Source organism: Nonomuraea basaltis (assembly GCF_005893125.1).
GTDB lineage: Bacteria > Actinomycetota > Actinomycetes > Streptosporangiales > Streptosporangiaceae > Nonomuraea > Nonomuraea basaltis.
Window position 1 is genome coordinate 33,047 of the sequence record NZ_VCJS01000048.1, and the last position, 18,908, is coordinate 51,954.

The window sequence follows — 18,908 nt, forward strand, 5'->3', positions numbered from 1 at the left end:
ACGTGACACAGATCGTCGAGGAGCCGCAGGTCGAGGCCGCCCGTGAGCCGAGTGCCGATCGGCGGCTGGCCATCGAGGAGGCCGCCGCCCGGGTGATCGTCGATCCGGCCAACTCCCGGGTCGCCGCCCGGCTGCTGGCCGAGGAGATCGCCGACGAGGCGGCCGGCCACGGGGTGCGGTCGTTCTCCGAGTCCATCGCCGCCACCCACGCGGCAGGCCTGATCCAGGACGGTCTGGCCGAGTTCGTCGCGGCGCACGCCGCCGAGCTCGACGCGCTGGTCTCGGAGGAGGCCGACGGCCGGTTCGAGTACTTCGGCCTGCGTACCGTCTACGACCGCTACCTGCTGCGCCACCCCGAGACGCGGGCGGTGCTCGAGCGGCCGCAGCACTTCTTCCTGCGCGTGGCCTGCGGCCTGTCGGAGTCGGTCGACGAGGTCGCCGAGCTGTACGCGCTGATGTCCACGCTGTCCTACCTGCCCAGCTCGCCCACGCTGTTCAACGCGGGCGCGCGCCGCCCGCAGCTGTCGTCGTGCTTCCTGCTCGACTCGCCGCGCGACGAGCTGGAGGCGATCTACGACAGGTACGGGCAGGTCGCGCGGCTGTCCAAGTACGCCGGCGGCATCGGCGTCTCCTGGACCCGGGTGCGCTCGCGCGGCTCCCTGATCCGCGGCACGAACGGCCACTCCAACGGCATCGTGCCGTGGCTGCGTACCCTCGACTCCTCGGTGGCGGCGGTCAACCAGGGCGGGCGGCGCAAGGGCGCGGCCTGCGTCTACCTGGAGACCTGGCATGCCGACATCGAGGAGTTCCTGGAGCTGCGCGACAACACGGGCGAGGACGCCCGCCGCACCCACAACCTCAACCTGGCCAACTGGGTGCCCGACGAGTTCATGCGCCGGGTGGAGGCGGACGAGGTCTGGTCGCTGTTCGACCCGAAGGAGGTGCCCGACCTCACGGACCTGTACGGAGACGCGTTCACCGCCGCGTACCGCGCCTACGAGGCCGCCGGGCGATATGCCCGGCAGCTCCCGGCGCGGACCCTGTACGGCCGCATGATGCGCACCCTTGCCCAGACCGGCAACGGCTGGATGACCTTCAAGGACGCCGCCAACCGCACCTCCAACCAGACCGCCCGCCCCGAGAACGTCATCCACCTCTCGAACCTGTGCACCGAGATCCTCGAGGTCACCAGCGACGCCGAGACGGCCGTGTGCAACCTGGGCTCGGTCAACCTGGCCGCCTGCCTGGCCGGCGGGGACGTGGACTGGGAGCGGCTGCGCCGCACCGTCCGCACGGCGGTGCGCTTCCTGGACCGCACCATCGACCTCGGCTTCTACCCGACGCCCGAGGCCGAGGCGGCCAACAAGCGCTGGCGGCCGATCGGGCTCGGCGTGATGGGCCTGGCCGACGTGTTCTTCACGCTGCGCCTGCCGTTCGACTCGCCGCGGGCCCTGGAGCTGTCCACGCGGATCGCCGAGGAGATCGCGCTGGTCGCGTACGACACCTCGGCCGACCTGGCGGCCGAGCGCGGCAGGCACCCGTCGTACGCCGACACCCGGGCGGCCGGGGGAGTGCTGCACCCTGACCATTACGGCGCGGCGGGTTCGGCGCGCTGGGACGCGCTGCGCGCGAAGATCGCGGCCACCGGCCTGCGCAACTCGCTCTTGATCGCGATCGCGCCGACCGCCACGATCGCCTCCATCGCCGGCTGCTACGAGTGCATCGAGCCGCAGGTGTCCAACGTGTTCAAGCGCGAGACCCTGTCCGGCGAGTTCCTGCAGGTCAACCGCTACCTGGTGGCCGACCTGCAGGCCCGCGGGCTGTGGACGCAGCGGATGCGCGACGACATCAAGCGCGCCGACGGCTCGGTCCAGACGGTGCCCGGCATCCCTGACGACCTGAAGGTGCTCTACCGGACCGCCTGGGAGCTGCCGCAGAAGGCGCTGATCGACCTGGCGGCCGCGCGGCAGCCGTACATCGATCAGTCGCAGTCGCTCAACCTCTTCATGGCCAGCCCGACCATCGGCAAGCTCTCGTCGATGTACGCCTACGCCTGGAAGCAGGGCCTCAAGACCACCTACTACCTGCGCTCGCGCCCGGCCACCCGCATCTCCCAGACCACGGTCGCCGCGCCCGTGGAGGAGGCCGTGGCGTGCTCGCTGGAGAACCCCGAGGTCTGCGAGGCCTGCCAGTGACCGATTCACCGAAGCTCGTAACGGCGCTTTGTGATCTTGGAGGAGACGGCTTTGCTGCTTGACCCCGGAATGGACCTCACCCTGCGCCCGATGCGCTATCCGGACTTCTACGAGCGCTACCGCGCCGCCATCCGGAACACGTGGACGGTCGAGGAGGTGGACCTGCACTCCGACCTGGCCGACCTGGCCAAGATGACGCCGCAGGAGCGGCACCTGATCCACCGGCTGGTCGCGTTCTTCGCCACCGGCGACTCCATCGTGGCCAACAACCTCGTGCTCAACCTCTACCAGCACGTCAACGCCCCCGAGGCGCGCCTGTATCTGAGCAGGCAGCTGTTCGAGGAGGCGGTGCACGTGCAGTTCTACCTGACCCTGCTCGACACCTACCTCCCCGACCTGGACGAGCGGGTCAAGGCGTTCGCCGCGATCGAGCACATCCCTTCCATCCGGGACAAGGCCGAGTTCTGCTTCAAGTGGATCGACTCGATCAACGGGGTGGACCGGCTGGAGACCGCGGACCAGCGCCGCCAGTTCCTGCTGAACCTCATCTGCTTCGCCGCCTGCATCGAGGGCCTGTTCTTCTACGGCGCGTTCGCGTACGTCTACTGGTTCCGCTCCCGCGGCCTGTTCGGCGGCCTGGCCACCGGGACGAACTGGGTGTTCAGGGACGAGTCCATGCACATGGAGTTCGCCTTCAGCGTGGTGGACACGGTCCGGGCCGAGGAGCCGTCGCTGTTCGACGACGAGCTGGCCAAGCAGGTCACCGGCATGCTGGAGGAGGCCGTGGCCGCCGAGCTGGCCTTCGCCGCGGACCTGTGCGGCGACGGCATGCCCGGCATGGGCGTGGACCAGATGCGTCACTACCTCGAATACGTCGCCGACCAGCGGCTCGCCCGCCTGGGCATGCCCCGGCGGTACGGCTCCGCCAACCCCTTCGCGTTCATGGAGTTGCAGGACGTGCAGGAGCTGGCGAACTTCTTCGAACGGCGCGTCTCCGCTTACCAAGTGGCGGTTGAGGGCAATGTGACCTTTGACGAGACGTTCTAATACAAAGGGGGCATAGGGGTGCAGTCTCCCGCGGACTGGCCGATCCTTGTCATCTCGGTGATCGGGTCGATCGTCCTGGTCGAGGTGCTGCGGCGGACACTGAACAGGGCCGGGCGCAAGTGGGCGCTGGCCCGGCATCTGGTGGAGCACTGCACGTGGCCGGGGTTCACGATGGCCGCGGTGCTGGCGTTCAACCTGGTGTTCGGGCCGGGCATGTTCGGCGACTCGCCGACCGAGCGGGGGATCGCGGGCTCGGTGGAGCGGGCCCTCGGGCTCGCCACGATCGCCGCGGTCACCTGGCTGATCGTGCAGGCCACGTTCGCCCTGACGGACATCGTGCTCGAGCGGCTGGTGCAGATCGAGGGCGAGCGCAACCGCCGGGCACGGCGGATCATGACGCAGATCGCGCTCGTCCGCCGCATCGCCGCCGCGGTCATCATCGTGATCGCGCTCGGCGCCATGCTCTTCTCCTTCCCCCAGGTGCGCGCCCTCGGCGCCGGCCTGCTCGCCTCGGCCGGCATCGCGGGCGCCATCGTCGGCATCGCCGCCCAGCCCACCATCGGCAACGCGCTCGCCGGGCTCCAGCTCGCCTTCAGCGACGCGCTCCGCCTCGACGACGTGGTCGTGGTCGAGAAGGAATGGGGCAGGGTCGAGGAGCTCACCCTCACGTACGTCGTGCTGCGCCTGTGGGACGAGCGGCGGCTGGTCCTGCCGGTGTCGTACTTCACGCAGAATCCGTTCGAGAACTGGACGAGGCACGGCAGCCGGGTGCTCGCCGTGGTCTTCCTGCGCGTGGACTGGTCGGTGCCCGTGAAGGTGCTGCGGGAAGCGCTGTACGAGTACCTGCAGGGCAACCCACTGTGGGACCAGAAGGACTGGACGCTCCAGGTCACCGACGTGCTGCCGAACGGGCTGGTCGAGCTGCGTGCCCTCATGAGCGCCGCCGACTCGGCGTCCGCCTGGGACCTTAAGTGCGACGTCCGCGAGTTCCTGGTCGACTACGTCCGGGACAACCACCCGGAGGCTCTGCCCCGCTTCCGCGTCGAGACCCCGGAGACCCGCGCCGGCTTGCCCCTGGATCGCGGATTCGCGGCTACATAAATAGGTGGCACGCGCGCCGATCATCCGTTTACCGTAGACATTGTCCGGCAATGAGGAAACGACGCGGAGGAAGGCGGCGAAGTGCGCGACCTGAGCATCCCCCGACCGCTCGCGGCCTGCCCTGAGTTGCCGCGGAGGCTTTCCGGATAATCCCAGGATTTGCACCGGAAAGCCGTCTCGGCCACATCCGAGGCGGCTTTTTCGTGAACGACCGAGTGTGGGGGAGTTTGGCCACCCCGCCTGCCTTGGGAGCAGGAGAATCGCAGGTTCGAATCCTGCCACTCGGACGACGGCCCTGAAAGAAAAGGGCCGCGGGCACGGCCTGGCCGACGGGAATGGCGCCCCCCGGCCGGACCACGCCCCCACCCCGGGCCGGCCCACGCCAGCCAAGCCCGGGGTCCAGCCGCTCCAGACCGGCCGTTCACCTCGGGCTGTTCCACGAGGTGCTCAGCGGGCCGCGAGCGACCAGCACGGCGAAGATGGACAGGTCGCTGCCGAACAGCTCCGGGTCCTCGCAGTGCAGCGCGTCCCCGACCCCGGAGTAGATCACCGGTATCGCCTCAGGCGTGGTATCGCAGATGCGCTGGATCTCGGCGGCATGCGGATCGGCGTCCCCCCACATGAGCATCATGGGCGATGTGATGGCGTTCAGCTCCGCGCTGATCTCGCGCACGGCGACCTCGTGGTGGGTGCCGCCGTGTTCCCGGCTGTGTTCGAGGCTGTGTTCGGTCGCCGAACGATGCTCCGGTGCGATGCTGGGAAGCCCCACGAACACGGTGCCGGCGACGCGGTCCCGGTGCCGCACCGCCAGCTGCCGGGCGACCACCGCGCCATGCGAATGTCCCACGATCACGGCTTGGTGGATGCCGAGGGTATCCAGGAGCGCCATCGAGTCGGCGGCGAAGTCGCCGACGTGATGGCTGGCCGGCGGGTGATCGGGGGCGCCGTGGCCCGGCCGGGTGACGGCGATCGCATGGATGGATTTCGACAATAACGGCAGTACGTGTTCGAACGACCGCCATGAATCGGCGAGGCCGGGCAGGAAGAGCAGCGGTATTCCGGCGGGATCGCCATACTGCACGAAGTCGAGCCGCACCCCAGTGGCAAGCCGGGCGGATTGGATTATGGGAGCCATTTGATCACCTGTTCGCCGACACGTGGTCGTCTCATTGCTCGACCCGGTGACGGTGGATCGAAGCGTACGTGAGGGGAAAATGTCTACGGGGCGGGAAATGTCCCGGCAGGCCTTTCCAGACGGGTCGGCGATGCGCGGGCGAGCTCACTTGATGAAGTCTTCGAGGACTTTCGGGGGCCAGGCGCCCACGTTCAGCACGCCCATCGCATAGGCGCGGGAGATCAGCGCGGTGCGGCTGGGTGCCTTGAGCTTGCTGAGCAGGCTGGTCACGTGGTACTCGACGCCCTGCCGGCCGAGGTTGAGCCGCAAGGCCACCGGAACAGTGGAGAGTCCGGCGGCGATGCCTTCGATGATCTGCGCATCGATCTTGGTGAGGATCTTCTTGCGTTGGTCACGACGCCGCGCCCTCGTGGTTCCGCGCGGGGAGTCTCAGGACGAGGATCGCGCTCACCCCATCCGAATCGCTTCCGATGGCGATGGCGGTAAGGGTGCCAATCGTAAGGTTCGGATCGAGATGGGCCATGCACAGTTCGGGATCACGAAGAAGCGGGTGGACTTCGGCGTCATCGGTCTCGCCGTGCCGCTCGTGGGTCGTGGCAGGTGCAATGTCCGGGAGTTCGAGGATGGCCAAAGGATTCCCCCTTCATTCGCAGTAACGTTCGCGATCACTGCGCGGTTCGCAGTGGAATGGGATCCCCCATTGAAACGGCCGAATTGTAGGCGCGCATCTAATTTATTACAGATTTGGATCAATTTAGTCAACAAGTTCCCTCGCGTTCTCGCTAACCTTGTGGGCGGCCGCCGGAAAGGTTCGGTCGCCGGTCATCGCTTCGGTGCTCGGTACGGTTCGGCGGATCCGACCAGCCGTAAGGGGACGACATCTGCGGATTTAAGGTTCCCTTGATGTTCTCCGGCCGGCGGCGGCCGAAGCCTTCGGAACCGCACCACCCGTACGCACCGAACCGTCCGCGGACGCCCGGAGGAACAGGCATCCACCGCCGGATGCGGCCGGGCGTTCCGGCCGGTCTCGTCGCGCAGCACGTCGGCTTCGGCGGTGATGTCCAGTGCGGGAGGCAGGCCGGTCAGCCGTTCGACGGTGGCCCGCACCGGCGACGCGCTCTGCGCCGACGCCGTACGACCCGCGCCAACGCCGTCTGCGTCAGCGACGCGGCCGGCATCAGGCGAGGGCCGTCAGCGCCTCGATGAGCTTGCTCCGGCCCGAGACCCCCAGCTTCCGGTAGGAATTCGTGAGGTGCTTCTCGATGGCACGAGAGGTGACGCCCAGCTCGTCGGCGATCTCCTGATTGGTCAGGCCACGGGCGGCGAGGTCGCCTACCCGACGTTCCGCCCTGGTCAGTACGGCCGTGCGCGTGGCGGGTGCCCGATGACCTTGCTGGGCGCGTTCCGTCAGCCAGGGCGCACCGCAGGCCACGGCGTGCTGGCCGCCCTCCCGGATGACCGCCGCCGCCTCGGCGTCATCGGCCGACATCCTGCCCAGCAGGACGAGCGCCCGGGCGAGTTCGAGCTGGTTGTCCGAGTTCCGCAGCACGTCGACCGCCTCTCGCAGCAGCGCGACGCCCTCGATGCCGCCGAACACCATGCCCTTCAACCGCAGGGCACGACCCAGCATGGCGGGTGCTCCCCACGCCATCGCGTGCGCGTGCTCCTCCTCCGCGAGTGCCCGAGCGGCGTGGGAAGTGCCCAGGCGGTGGTTCAGGCTGATCGCCCAGGGGCGCCACGGGAGCAGCACCGAGTTGCGCCAGCCGCTGCGTTCCACCTGCCGCCCGCAGGCGAGCAGCCCGTCGAGGGCGCTGGCCAGGTCGCCCCGCTGGACATCCGTGGACGCTTTGAGGATCTGCAGGATCGCCGACACGCTCAAGCTCCTCGACGGCTGCCGGTCGGCGGCGGTGAGGATCTGCTCGCTCAGTCTGAGATCGCGGATTTCGAGCGCGACTGTGGCGAGGGCGATGGCGAAATTCGCCCTGACCTCGGGCGAATCCGCCTCGGTGAGGTGTACGGCACGCTCGGCGTGCTCGCGGGCCAGGCGCACTTGACCGCGGGCGGTGAGCACCATCGCCTGCAGGGCGTGGAGCGGTTCGCCGTCGATGCCGCTTTTCTCGCGGCCGAGCCGTTGCCCGAGGGACAGCCAGGAGTCGATGTCCTGCAACGAGTCCGCCGCGATCAAGGTCGTCGCCAGGAGCGGCAGCATGTAGGGCGGGCGCGCCGACGTGGCGGGTTCCCGATCGAGGATGCGGCCCGCGAGCAGGGCCGCATCGGCTGCGGGCAACCGGCAGGTCAGCGTCCCTGCGTGGAGCAGCACGGCGAGCAACTCGCGCTCGGCGCCCGACTGGAGCGGCGGCTCCTTGCCCAGCCCGTGCAGCCGCTCGACCGCTGACGAGAGCGCGGACGGACACTCGTGGTCGTAGTAGCGCAGCCGTGCCTCCAGCCGCAGGCCGATCTCGCGGGCGGATCCGGCGAGCGAGTCCAGTGGACCGAGCTCCTCGGCGACCTCCCGGAGCAGCTGGACGAACGACGGGGATGTCGTCCCCCAGAATGTCGGCGCTGCCCGTAACGTCGCGACGGCCCTGTCCCTGGCCGTGGTCAGCAAAGGGACCGCCTGCGAGATGTGCCGCTCGCACGCCGCCGGGTCGAACGCGCGTTCCGCGGTGGCGAGCTCGATCAGCAGCCAGGCCCGGTCCTCGCTCTGCGCCGGGCTGTTCAGCAAGGCGCGCCGCAGGTAGCGGGCCGCGGTGTCCGGCGCGCCTCGCCGAAGTGCCGTGTCCGCCGCGGCACGCAGCACCGATACCGACCACGGTCGGCTTGAGGTCCCTACGGTCATCAGCTGGGCGGCCACATGCTCCGCGGGATGGCCCTGGCCGTACAGCAGGGCCGCTGCCCGGTCGTGCAGCTGCTCGCGCTCCACCATCGTCAGTGAGGATTCCACCGCGTCGCGGACGACGAAGTGGGAGAAGCACGGCCGATGCTCACCCGCCAGCACCCCGAACTGGTACAGCGTGCGCATCCCCGCGGCGTACCCGATCTCGTCCAGACCCGCCAGCCGTGCGACGAGCCGGGGATCCTCATGCTCGCCCACCGCGGCGATGGCCGCCGCCAGGGCCTGGATCGGCTGAGGTTGAGAGTGCAGGCAAGCCGCCAGCCGATCGCGCAGCTGCGCGGGAAGCAGCGAACGCACCACGTCGGCCGCGTCGGCGGTCGGCCGGGTCCCGGGCGGCATGGAGAACAGCACCGACATCAGGAACAGCGGATTGCCCGTGGAGGTCTCGTGGCAGGCGCGGACGAACTCCTCATCCCCGGGCTCGCCGAACCGGTTGAGGATCACGGTGCTGGTGCCGTCCAGCGACAGCGGTCCGGGTAGCAGCACATGCGCCGAAAAATCCGTAATCTGCTGGATCAGTGGATGCTGCGCGCCGGGATCGCCCTCACGAACCGTGCCCACGAGCACGACCCGTAGCCCGCGCAGCCGTTTGGCGAGATAGGCGAACCAGCGGAGTGACGGGGTGTCGGCCCACTGCAGATCGTCGACCAGGATCAGCAGCGGGGTGTCCGCGCTGGCATTGACGAACAGCGTCCGCAGGTCGTGCAGCACCACCTGGGAGTCGGCGGCGGGGAGTCCACCGGGCATGTCGTCGTCGGCGAACAACCGCTCCAGCACCGCGTACTCTCGCACCGAGCGCTCGCGGGCTTGCTCCGGTAGACCGGCGAGGAGGTCGTCGCACAGCTGGCGTACCACGCCGAAGGCGAAGTCCTGCTCCATGGGACCCGCGTTCGCGCGCAGCACCCGCAGGTCCTGGCCGGTGACCAGGCCCGGTAACCGCCGCAGCAGAGCCGTCCGGCCGATGCCGACCGGGCCGCTCAGCAGGATCAGCGAGGACGTGCCCTCGACGGCCGTGTGGAGAGCGGTCTCCACCAGGGCCAGCTGGGCGTCCCGTTCAAGCAACATCTGTTCGCCCCTTCATCGCGGGCCCAGCGCGCGCAGGTCTTCGCGCGTGCTGATCCGCAGTTTCTCGTACACGCGGCTCAGACGCTGTTCCACGGTGCGTGTGGTCACCGACAGCAGCCGCGCGATGTCCCTGTTGCTGTGCCCCTGCCCGGCGAGGATCGCGGCCCGTCGCTCGACCTCCGTCAACAGGGTCCAGTCCGTCGGCTGCCGGCCGGGAGCCTGTGCCGGTGACGTGCGCAGTCGCTCGGCGATTTTGCGCGCCAGGCGCGCGGCGCGGCACGACGGATGCGTCGCGGTGACCGTCAACGCCTCACCCAGCAGGGAGGCGGCCGCCTGCTCGTTTCCCGCCTCGTGCTCCGCGACCGCCAGCTCCACGAGAGCCCAGGCGAGGTAGGTCATCCCCGCGGAGGAGCCGCGAAGGAGGTTCATCGCCGGGCGGGCCCTGGCTGGCTGTGCTTCGCCGGCCAGGAGCCCAACGGTCAGCTCGGCCCAGCCGAGCGCGCTGGGCGCGCCCCAGCGGCGGGCCAGTGACAGCTCCTCCTGGCTCAGCCGCATGGCCTGGTCGACGTCGCCGAGCCGCTGGCAGGCCCGGGCGGCCATGGACCGCCAGGGCATGATCGCCGGGTTGACCCGGTTCTGCTGTGACAGCCATCGACCGCACTCGCGGAACAGCTCGATCGCCTTGGCGAGGTCACCGTCGACCGTGGCGACCAGCCCTTTGGCGTACAGCAGGTAGGGCCAGTAAGCACTGTCCGCCGCCGCGGCGGGAGCCGGCGTGGCGGCGAGCTCCCGGGCCTGGTCGTACAGGCCCATTTCGAGGTCGACGGCGATTCGTATCCCCATCAGGTACGGCACGACGCCCGGGTGCCGGCTCGCCGGCGGCAACGCGTGCTCGGCGGCGGCGAGGTCCCGCGCCGCCGCGTCGAGCCTGCCGCTGCGCAGGTGCAGTTCGGCGCGCGTGGCCAGCACGCGGCCGGAGGCAACGTCGACGTGTGCCCGCACGGTCTCCGTGAGCAAGGCGTCGAGCAGCGCCTCGGCCTCTTCGCTCTCATCGGCCAGCCGCAGCGCCATGCAGGCCGCCAGACGCGGGAGGATCAGCCCGCCATCGTGTGCCCTGCTCAGGGCGCCTCGGGCCAGCGCCCGGCTCGAATCCAGGTCCTCGCCCCGCAGCGCGAGCTGCCAGGCACGCACGCCCATCTGCACTGCGGCCGGAGGATGCTCCGGAAGTTCCGGGACTTCGGGCAGCGTTTGCTCGCCGTCGTCCTGTAGCGCCTGATCGGCGAGCCAGAACAGCGCGATCAGGTCATCCCGCTCGGCCCCGTGGGCGGTAGGCAGCACTTCGGCAACCATCTGGCGCACACCACGCGCGTTTCCCCAGGCCAGCCGCAGCTCGGTGGCACGGATACGGACCCCGGCCCGGTCGTCGGCGGTGCGGGCGATCCGACTGAGCCGGCGGTCGCCCGCTTCCGGCGCGGCCAGCACTTCGGCGGTGGCCAGTTCCAGGTTCAGGCGCAGGCGTTCCACGTCGTCCAGCGGTTCGTCCAACGCGCGTGCGGCGTAGGAGACCGCCTGGCGGTGCTCGCCCTTGTGGAGCGCCGCGGCGAAGCCGCGGCGCAGTGCGTGGGTCACCCATCCCGCGCCGATCGGCGGCGCCAGGAGCAGGATCCGCGCGAGGTCGTCGTCGCTCACGGCCGCCCGGTGTGCCAGATCCGCCGCTCGGGCGTGCAGGTCGGCCCGCTCGTCGGCGGAGAGGGACGAAAACACGCGAGCCATCACGACCGGGTCCCGAAGCCGCAGACCCGTCCCGCTCGGGATGGTCAGCCCGGTCGCCTCCAGCATGGTCCGCACCTTCCACTCGGGCTCCGTGCGCAGCCCGGCGATGCGGCACACGAGAGGGAAGTCCACCAGGTCGCCGCAGATGGCCAGCGCGCCCAGGACCGCCACCGCCTCCCGGGGCAGCCCGTCCAGCACCCGGGTGACATGATCGCCGGCCACGGTCGCCGCGATCGCACGCAGCTCCGATAGGTGAGCGGTGATCGGCTTGCGGCCCTCGTCCACGAAACGGCGCAGCGTCTCGTGCAACACGGAGGGATTGCCGGCACTGATCTTCACCGCCGCCTCAGTGAACAGGTCCTCCCCTTCCGTGCCGCAGATCAGTTCCACGGCGGCGGCGGCGTTCCGGCCACTGAGCGGGGACAGCGCGAGTTCGGTGATCGCTGGGGAGCCGGGGGAGGATCGGGGTTCGAGAAGCGGGTCCGAGCCTTCGAACCAGGTGCCGCTCCGGCTCGTCAGGAGCGCGACGGATGCGCCGGGCAGCCGCCGTACCAGTGCGTGCAGCCAGCGCGACGAGGCCGCGTCCACCCACTGGACATCCGCCACGACCACCAGCGTGGGCACCTCTCGTGCGCTGCTCAGCAGTTCGGCCAGGCCCGGCGGCCGGCCCCGCCGTTCCTGGTCGAGCACTGCCTGCGGCGAACGCTCCAGGTCGGCGTCCGTCGTCGCCAGCACCTGCAGGGCGACGCCGTACGGCAGGTCGCGTTCGGCGAGGGTCGCCGCCGCGTGCAGCACCCGTATCCCGCGCTCCGTGGCGAGCTCGGCCGCCCATCGCAGAAGGGCGTTCTGCCCGTCACCCGGCCGGCCGATCAGTGTCACCACGCCCGGACGGTTCGCAAGCAACCCACTGATCAAGGAACTCAGCGTTTCACGCTCACGATCGCGGCCGAGCAGCAGGAGTTCGCGCCGGCCACGATCATCCGGTCCGCTCGTCGTGTGCATGGTCATGTCTCCGCTCGTCGCCGGCCGAGCGAGACGAACACCCACTCGGGTATCTGCGGATCGCCGTCCTGCGCCCATGGCACCGAGCGGAGTTCCGCCCGGCCGTTGACGCCGAGCTTCCGGTACACGCTGGTCAGGTGCATCTCGACGGTGCGTATCGTGACGAACAGCGATTGTGCGATCGCCTGGTTGCTCATCCCCGATGTGGCGAGGCCGGCGATCTTCCGCTCGGTCCCGGTCAATATGTCCACCATCGAGGAAGTGATCTCCGGCATCCGCCCGCCGGCGTCGATGAGCGACCGCCGGGCGGCCTTGGCGAGGGCCAGCGCACCACAGCGCCGCGCCAGGTCAGCGGCGGCACGGAGATGCCTGCGTGCGGCGTTCTGGTCGCCGGCCGCGAAGAGCGCCCGTCCGAGCAGGTGTTCGGCTCTGGCGTGCTCGCCTCGGGCAGGCGAGCGGGACAGCATCTCGACCGATTCGGTGAGGAGGCCGACGCTCGCTCGTCCTGACGCGCTCACTCCACGGGCCAGGGCCGCGAGTCCGAGCGTGCGGGCGGTCCCCCAGCGGCGCGCCACCTCGGTTCCGCGTTCAGCGACCTGCCCGGCCTCATCCCTGCGGTCCATCTCCGCGAGCAGGCAGGCCGTGTCGGCCCACCAGGGAAGGAACGCCGGGTTGGCGGAGCCCGTCTCGTCGATCGACTCGGCACACGCGGTCAGCAGGCGAAGCGCACCGTCGTGGTCGCCGAGCGCCCGCCGGGCACGCGACTGGACCATCAGGAACCATGGGTGACCCCAGACCGATCTGTCCAGGGCGAGCGGCTCGATCTGGGCGAGCAACGTCTCCGCGTGCTCCGGTTCATCACGGTCGATCAGCAGGCCCGCCAGGGTGATCCGGGTCGTCCGCGAGCTCTTGCCCCGCGGCTGCATGTCGGCGATCTTGGCTGCCAGCCGGGCGTCCGCCATCGCATCGGGGATCATGCCGAGGCCGTACAGCACGCTCGCACGGCTGGACAGCGCGAGCGCGTAGGTGTGCACGGCGCCCTTTTCCTCGGCGTACCGCAGGACGCCGTCGAGTGCGCCCAGCGACTCCTCGACCTCGTCGGCGAAGCCGAGGACCAGCGCCGAGACCATCTGAGGCCAACCGGCCAGGGCGTCTCCGGGGAGGAGCAGCGCCTGGCGGGCCTGTTCGACCGCCTCCTTCGCCGAGCAGTCTCCCGTCACCGTCAGCAGAGATGTCACCGCGAGCAGCCGGTGTCGCTCCAGGGTGTGACCCGGCAGGGTGCCCATCCGATCGATATGGTCCCGGATCGAGGCGATCGTCGACCGCTCGGCGGACCCGGTGATGAACAACGCCGATTCGGCAAGGGTGCGCAGCTCCTGGTCGACATCGGCGGAACCGGGCCCCAGGGTCAGGTCCAGATCGTCCAGGACCTCGATGAGCACCGGAACGGCGGCCGCCGGCTCGTCCACGGCGATGCAGGCCATGGCGAACTCCACGGCCGCCTCCGCCCGCTTCCGCACATCGAGGGTCAGCGTGAGGGCCTCCTTGATCAGCAAGGTGGCCTCCGACGGGTCGGTCTCGACGAGCAACCGGGCGAGGTGGACGCGTACCGGCACGTCGTCCGGCTTCACCTCCAGCAGGTGGCGCAGGTAGCGCACCGCTGCCGCGGGCGCCCCCTCACGCTCTGCCAGGCAGGCCGCGTCGCGCAGCATCGGGACCATCCATGGTCGAGTGCCGTAGGACATCCGGATCAGCTGTTCGGCGACCTTGTCAGCGGGCCGGCCGGCGTCGCTGAGCAGTATCGCCGCCGTGTTCCGCAGGTCGGCCAGCACGTGGGCGCCGATCGTCTGGAGCACCGCCGAGCGCACCACGTCGTGAACCAGATCGGGTCGGTCGCGCGCCACCAGGCCGGCGCGGCGCAGCACCGCCACGGCGCTCTCGGTGAGTACGGCGGGCACACGGGCCAGCGCGCCGACGAGGTCGGGGGACTCCTCGCCGAGGACCGCGACCGCCCTGGCCACATCCCGGACATGATCGGGCAGATGACCGAGCACCTCCCGCACCGACGCCGCGACCACCGCCCGCCCGATCTCGACGACCCTCCCCTCGCCCTCACCGGGCCGCACGCCGGCGGTGCGCAGCGCGCGCAGCAGCCGGGTGAGCACGAGCGGATGCCCGCCGGACATGGCCGCGACGGTCCAGGTGAAGGACGGCTCGGCGGGCCCGGGAAGGACCCGCCCCACCATCTCCGCGACCTCAGCGGCGGTGAAAGAGTCGAGGGCGATGGTCGTGACCGGGTGGCGGGCGGCGATCGCGGTCGCGGCGCCTGAAACGACCGGGCGGGCCTCGGTGCGCTGGGCCAGCACCACCAGCAGCGGCAGCTCGGACGCCCGGCGGAGCAGGAAGTCCAGCCACCGCAGTGACTGCTCGTCGCACCATTGGACGTCGTCCAGCACGAGGACGAGAGGACCGTCGGCCATGAGGTTCGCCGCGAGCACGCGCAGCGCGTGCAGGACGGGATGGGTCGGCGCGGGCGGCTGCTCGCCGGCCGTACCCGGAAGGAGTGCCGGGAGGGCATGCTGAGCGCCGCGGAACAGCGGGGACGCCGGTGCCCGATCAGCTGCCGGGACGACGGGGCGAAACAGCGCTTGTACGGTGCTCCAGGCAGTGCCGACCTGAGCGGGACGACACGATGCGTCCAGGATCGTCATGCCCCGGCAGGCGTCGCCGGCCAGGAACGCGCCCAGCAAACTCGTCTTCCCGCTGCCTGCGCCACCGGTCAGGTGGACCAGCCCGGGCTGTCCGGCACGGGCGGCCGCGACGTGTGCGCCCAGCGACTCCAGTTCGGTGGTCCGGCCGATGAAGGTGTCCTGTGAAACGGAAACGTCGTCCACCATGGCCCGCTCCTCGTGACGTGAAGCGTGCGATCGAGTAACGGCCGGAGCCGGCTTCCCCGGACAAGGGCCGCTACGGTACAAGATCAAGCTATCCGGGCGAAACGCGTTCGGGTTGCTTTTCGTGACTTGAGTTCGCAGTTTGATCACCAGTCAGGGGTGAGCGTGTACCTCGGGCAGCACGGCGATCATGCCAGAAGTACGGCGGCCATCGGGCCGGCACCCCAGCGAGCCGGAGGCTTCACCACGAGGTTCCCGCGCCGGGGGAAGCGGTGCGGGGCGCCGGTCGTGGTGGTCTTCGTGCTTGCGGGGCGGCGGCGGGCGTGTGTCAGGAAGGGCTGCCGTGACCATGGAGTCACCATGCTGTACCGCGATCCAGGGCACCATCGGTCAAAAGGTCGATACATCACTAAAGCCCAGCCGATGCCGGTCCGCCGCACAGCATCGGAACGGTCCCATTCCGTTGGTCCCACGCCGTGGGCCATGCGGTTGGTCCCGTGCGGTTGGTCCCATGCCGTTGGTTTGCGGCCGGAAGGTCAGAGCGATGAGCCGGCGATCCCGATCGCCCAGGCCCATGCGGCGATCTCCACGCGGTTGCGGACCTTGAGCCGCTTATGGATGCTCTCGAGATGCGTCTTGACCGTCGACAGCGAGAGGCTGAGCTCGGCGGAGATCTCCTGGTTGGTACGGCCGATCGCCACCAGCCGCGCGACCTCCGTCTCGCGCGTGGTCAGCTGGTCGTCCGGATGGGCGCCGCCTCTGCGCGGTGCCGGCTGTTGGATGCCCAGATGCTGGAGCAGCCGTACTGTGACGGCAGGTGAGACGAGCGCGTCCCCGCGGGCGGCGGCGCGGATGGCCTCGACGAGCAGACCGCGGCCCGAATGTTTCAGCAGGAACCCGCACGCACCGTTGCGCAGCGCCCGGTACACGTAGTCGTCCTGGTCGAAGGTGGTCACGACCACGACCCGCATGGGGTCCGCCGCGTCGGGACCGGCGAGGAGCCGGGTCACCTCCAGGCCGTCCAGCTTCGGCATCTGGATGTCCACGAGGCACACGTCCGGACGCAACCGCCGGGCCAGCTCGACGCACTCCACACCGTCGGCGGCTTCGCCGACGGTCTCGATGCCGGGCTGCGCGTCGATGATCAGCCGGAATCCGGTGCGGACCATCTCCACGTCGTCGGCGATGAGAACGCGTATGGTCGAGTCGCTCACGCGTCCGATGGTGTCACAATCACGGTCGGAAAGATCCCGGCCACGCGCCAGCCGCCGTCGGCCGCCGTGCCGGCGAGGAGCTCGCCGCCGACCCCTGCCACGCGCTCACGCATGCCCACCAGACCGAAGCCTCCGCCGCCGGCGGCCAGGACCCTGGGGCGCTCGACCGGCGCCTTGTTGCTCACCTCGACGCACAGCCGACCCTTTCGCACGGTGACGGAAACGGTCACCGGGGCGCCAGGCGCGTGGCGGCGCGCATTCGTCAAGGCCTCCAGGATCACGCGCTGGATGGCCAGCTGGACCTTTGACGTGAGCAGCACCTGGCGGGCCGGCGCGGTGACCCGCAAGATGGCGTCGGAGTCGCCCGATCTGGAGAAGTCGGCGACCAGTTTGGTCAAGTGGGCGATGAACTCGCCGGGTTGAACGGGTGGGGGTGTGTCCTCGCGGAGCAGGGATACCAGGTGGTTCATCGATTCCATCGTTTCCACGCCGGCCCGCTCGATGTTTTCCAGGATCCCGTCGATCTGTTCGGGGGCGGTCTCGCGGATCGTGCGGGCCGCCTGCGCCTGGATCACTATCGCGGTCGCGTGGTGCGCGACGAAGTCGTGGAGCTCGCGGGCGAGTTCCAGTCGCTCGTTGTGGCGCGCGGCCGCGATCGCGGCGGTCCTGCGGCCGTCGAGCATCCGAAGGTAGAACCCCAATCCGATCGCCGCGCTGGCGAGCAACCCGGAAAAGGCGGCGCCATCGTAGACGTCGTGCGGCTCGAGCGCCTGTCGGACGGGTAGGGCGGTCAGGGCGGCACACAGCGCGGCGCACAGCGCGACGACGGCGGCCGGCCGTGGCACCCGGTAGATCACGCGCACGAGAAGGATCAGCAGGCAGCTCGTCTCCAACATGCTCACCCATGCCGGGTGGGTCAGGCCCAGAGCCGTGGTCAGCAGCAGGGAGCCGCCGACGGCGATGCCGGTGGACCACTCCAGAGCCCCTCGCCGGAAGCTCAACCAGAGCAGCAGGACCGCGATGGGCCCGGAGACGAGCGGGTGGACCGGAAGGTGATCAACTAACTCGGCATCCCGGTACATCTGCAGGTCAGACAGCCCCGCCAGACCGAGGCCCACACACAGCACGCAGCGGGTGAGCCGGGCGCGATACTCCATCCCGCGAGATTACGCCTTCGAAGCCCTTCGGGTTCCGCCATGCGTGTGCCTCGCCGACCTCGCATCCGGCAATGTGCCCCACCGTGAACGCCCGGCGACGTGTCCTCGGGGCGGCACAGAAGAGGTGAACTCTAGCCAGAGCCGAGCGAGCCGACCGTCACGCGCCACTCCCGCAGCTCGCGATCCTTGGTGACCTGTAGCTGTGTGTAGGGGTCCTGGTCGACGAGCGCCTGCGCCGCGGTCTCGTCCTCCGCCTGCAGGACGATCATGCCGGCCGTCAGGTCCGTGTAAGGGCCGGCCGCGACGAGGCTGCCCTGCTCCCAGAGCTTGTTCAGGTGTGCGAGATGGTCTTCGCGGCGCTCCGCTCTCAGCGGGGTGTCGTTGTAGCCGTAGGTCAGGACGAACAGTGCCATGTCGAGATACTCCTTTTCACTTCTACCGTTGGACGACCGGGACCGTCTGACGTCGCCGGTCAAAGCCCTCCGGGCCCCGCGGCCCCAGCTCCAGCAGTTCCAGGTCAGCCCTCCAGTCCGTACACCCGTCGTGCGTTGCCGGCGAAGACGTCGCGTCGGTCGGCGGGCGAGAGGTGGGCCAGTGCGTCCTTCCACGCGCCGACCAGCTGCGGCATGGTGGTCCAGATCTTCTCGACCGGGAAGTTGGTGCCGAACATGGCCCGGTCGGCGCCGAACCAGCCGATCACCTCGTCGGCGACGAAGGAGATGAGGTCGGGATCCACCCGGTGGACGAAGGTGCCCTGCCCAGTGAGCTTGACGACGATGTTCTGCCGCTCGGCCAGCGCGGCCATCCCGGCCCGCCACGACTCGAGGCGCTCGTGCCCGATGAGCATGCCCGCGTGCACGAGGACGAAGGTGACGTCAGGGAAGGCCGCCGCCAGCTCGACCGCATCCGGCATCTGTTCGGGAAAGACCTGCAGCTCGAACAGCCAGCCGAGGTCGGCGAGTGCGCCGATGTTCTTGCGGAAGACCGGATCCTTCATGCGGTCGGGCGCAGTGGCGAACCGGAACTCCGGGCGCTCGTGCCAGTGCAGCTGCTGCCGGATCCCCCGGATCAGTGGCGTGAGCGCGGCCTGCCGTCGCATGATCTCCGGAGCGCCCTCGTCGAACATGTCGGCCGATGCGATGACGGCCATCGGCCAGCCCGTCTCCTGATGAACCTCGCGAAGCCATCGCACCTCGTCCACGACCCGGTCGAGCGGCCAGTTCGTCTGCACGTAGACCGACGCGCTGATGCCCGAGGCCGTGGCGTCGGCGACGTATTCGTCGATCAGGTAGTCCCGCCTGATCGGCTCGTACGGGCCGAAGATCCGCGGCACCATCGGTCCGGACAGCCAAGGCAGGTCCCCGGCCCGCCAGATGTGGTGGTGCGAGTCGACGATGTCGCCCGTGTAGCGGGTCGCCTCCGACATGAC

At 69.8% G+C, this 18,908-nt stretch carries 13 protein-coding genes and 1 tRNA gene; 4 read left to right on the plus strand and 10 right to left on the minus strand.

Features of this window, described 5'->3' with window-relative positions; genetic code table 11:
* Positions 1-2: 2 nt before the first annotated feature.
* The 4 genes from EJK15_RS23310 (at position 3) to EJK15_RS23325 (ending at position 4,630) form a co-directional block, all read left to right on the plus strand.
* On the plus strand, positions 3-2,195 hold the full coding sequence (locus EJK15_RS23310; protein ID WP_240777160.1) for a ribonucleoside-diphosphate reductase subunit alpha: 2,193 nt from the start codon (positions 3-5) through the stop codon (positions 2,193-2,195).
* Between the two features lie 51 nt (positions 2,196-2,246).
* On the plus strand, positions 2,247-3,242 hold the full coding sequence (locus EJK15_RS23315) for a ribonucleotide-diphosphate reductase subunit beta (protein ID WP_138712582.1): 996 nt from the start codon (positions 2,247-2,249) through the stop codon (positions 3,240-3,242).
* 18 nt (positions 3,243-3,260) lie between these two features.
* Positions 3,261-4,343, plus strand: a complete 1,083-nt coding sequence (locus EJK15_RS23320) for a mechanosensitive ion channel family protein (RefSeq protein WP_138712583.1) — start codon at positions 3,261-3,263, stop codon at positions 4,341-4,343.
* Positions 4,344-4,554: 211 nt separating this feature from the next.
* Positions 4,555-4,630 (plus strand) — tRNA-Pro (locus EJK15_RS23325).
* Between the two features lie 134 nt (positions 4,631-4,764).
* Here EJK15_RS23325 and EJK15_RS23330 read toward each other — a convergent pair.
* The 10 genes from EJK15_RS23330 to EJK15_RS23375 all read right to left on the minus strand — a co-directional run bounded on the left by EJK15_RS23330 (position 4,765) and on the right by EJK15_RS23375 (position 18,905).
* Entirely contained in the window at positions 4,765-5,478 is a 714-nt protein-coding gene (locus EJK15_RS23330) for an alpha/beta fold hydrolase (RefSeq protein WP_138712584.1), read from the minus strand.
* A gap of 144 nt (positions 5,479-5,622) precedes the next feature.
* Positions 5,623-5,856 carry a LuxR C-terminal-related transcriptional regulator gene (locus tag EJK15_RS72925; RefSeq protein ID WP_206061063.1) on the minus strand — a complete coding sequence of 78 codons (234 nt, stop codon included), beginning with the start codon at positions 5,854-5,856 and terminating at the stop codon, positions 5,623-5,625.
* 13 nt (positions 5,857-5,869) lie between these two features.
* A complete protein-coding gene (locus tag EJK15_RS72930) occupies positions 5,870-6,109 on the minus strand; it encodes a hypothetical protein (RefSeq protein ID WP_206061058.1) in 240 nt (79 codons plus the stop codon).
* 546 nt (positions 6,110-6,655) lie between these two features.
* Entirely contained in the window at positions 6,656-9,439 is a 2,784-nt protein-coding gene (locus EJK15_RS23345) for an ATP-binding protein (RefSeq protein ID WP_138712585.1), read from the minus strand.
* Between the two features lie 12 nt (positions 9,440-9,451).
* Positions 9,452-12,292: an AAA family ATPase gene (locus EJK15_RS23350; RefSeq protein WP_138712586.1), complete on the minus strand. Its 2,841-nt coding sequence runs from the start codon at positions 12,290-12,292 to the stop codon at positions 9,452-9,454.
* A complete protein-coding gene (locus EJK15_RS23355) occupies positions 12,217-15,111 on the minus strand; it encodes a helix-turn-helix transcriptional regulator (RefSeq protein WP_138712587.1) in 2,895 nt (964 codons plus the stop codon). The genes EJK15_RS23350 and EJK15_RS23355 overlap by 76 nt, the downstream gene beginning before the upstream one ends.
* A 533-nt stretch (positions 15,112-15,644) precedes the next feature.
* Positions 15,645-16,322, minus strand: a complete 678-nt coding sequence (locus tag EJK15_RS23360) for a response regulator (protein ID WP_138712588.1) — start codon at positions 16,320-16,322, stop codon at positions 15,645-15,647.
* Positions 16,319-17,479, minus strand: a complete 1,161-nt coding sequence (locus EJK15_RS23365; RefSeq protein ID WP_138712589.1) for a sensor histidine kinase — start codon at positions 17,477-17,479, stop codon at positions 16,319-16,321. The genes EJK15_RS23360 and EJK15_RS23365 overlap by 4 nt, the downstream gene beginning before the upstream one ends.
* Before the next feature lie 131 nt (positions 17,480-17,610).
* Entirely contained in the window at positions 17,611-17,892 is a 282-nt protein-coding gene (locus tag EJK15_RS23370) for a YciI family protein (protein WP_138712590.1), read from the minus strand.
* Positions 17,893-17,996: 104 nt separating this feature from the next.
* A complete protein-coding gene (locus tag EJK15_RS23375) occupies positions 17,997-18,905 on the minus strand; it encodes an amidohydrolase family protein (RefSeq protein ID WP_138712591.1) in 909 nt (302 codons plus the stop codon).
* Between the last annotated feature and the right edge of the window lie 3 nt (positions 18,906-18,908).